Origin of the sequence: Desulfovibrio sp. 1214_IL3152, assembly GCF_036763055.1 — a bacterium.
Lineage (GTDB): Bacteria > Desulfobacterota > Desulfovibrionia > Desulfovibrionales > Desulfovibrionaceae > Desulfovibrio.
This window is the reverse complement of the sequence record NZ_JBAIYW010000189.1, coordinates 1-1,259: the sequence shown is the minus strand read 5'-3', so window position 1 is coordinate 1,259 and position 1,259 is coordinate 1. Positions and strand designations below refer to the sequence as shown.

General features: G+C 52.3%; 1 protein-coding gene. It reads left to right on the top strand.

What is annotated here, in order from left to right:
• Positions 1-36: 36 nt before the first annotated feature.
• Positions 37-1,250 (top strand): IS3 family transposase gene (locus V6C07_RS03965; protein WP_085947772.1). Its coding sequence is split into 2 segments (ribosomal slippage): positions 37-331 and positions 331-1,250, totalling 1,215 coding nucleotides; the frame shifts between segments, so codons are not numbered across the junction.
• The last annotated feature ends 9 nt before the right edge of the window (positions 1,251-1,259 follow it).

Genomic DNA, 1,259 nt, shown 5'->3' with positions numbered 1-1,259 from the left:
TGTAGTGGCACACTAAATTTGGCCACCTGATGAAAGGTGATATTCTCACCACAACACAAAACAGGTGACTTAATGAACAAGAAAACCAAACGAACCTTCACCCCTGAGTTCAGGCTGGAATGTGCACAGCTGATTGTTGATAAGGGCTACTCATATCGACAGGCCAGTGAAGCGATGAATGTCGGTTCAACCACGCTTGAGAGCTGGGTACGCCAGCTCAGGCGAGAGCGCCAGGGTATTACGCCCTCTGCCACACCCATTACTCCAGACCAGCAACGTATCCGCGAGCTGGAAAAGCAAGTTCGCCGTCTGGAGGAACAAAATACGATATTAAAAAAGGCTACCGCGCTCTTAATGTCCGACTCGCTGAACGGTTCACGATAGCCGCCAGACTAAGTGACAGCCACACGGTTGTCAGCCTGTGTTCTGCTCTGGAAATACACCGCAGCAGTTACCGGTACTGGCGAAAACGACGCGATACGGTTAATCCGGCACGAGTCAGGTTGTGCAGCGAAATACGCCGGGCGTGGAACCAAAGTCGGGGCTCTGCGGGCGCGCGCACTCTGGCTGAAATGCTGACTCAAAACGGCGTCCCGATGAGCCGTTACCGTGCCGGACGTCTGATGAAATATCTGAACCTGAGCAGTTGTCAGCCCGGAAAACATCAGTATAAAAATGCCCGTCAGGAGCATACCAGCCTGCCGAATCTGCTTGAGCGTCAGTTCGCAGTACCGGAGCCAGACCGGGTATGGTGTGGAGATATTACGTATCTCTGGGCAGGAAATCGCTGGTGCTATCTGGCGGTTGTTATGGATCTTTTTGCCCGCAGGGTTATCGGCTGGAGTCTGTCAGCGCATGCCGATACCGCACTGATAAGCAGTGCCCTGCGGATGGCCTATGAGACGCGTGGCCAACCCCGGGATGTCGTGTTCCATAGCGACCAGGGAAGCCAGTATACAGGCCTTAAATATCAACAACTTCTCTGGCGTTGCAGAATAAATCAAAGCGTCAGTCGGCGGGGAAACTGCTGGGATAACAGCCCCATGGAACGCTTCTTCCGCAGTCTGAAAACAGAATGGGTGCCAACGAATGGTTACGCAGGCAAGGACGAGGCCCGGCAGCAAATTAATGATTACATATTGAACTACTACAACAGCGTCAGACCTCACCATTATAACGGTGGGCTGACGCCGGAAGAGTCAGAGAACAGATACCATTTTTACTGTAAAACCGTGGCCAATATTACTTGACCACTACAG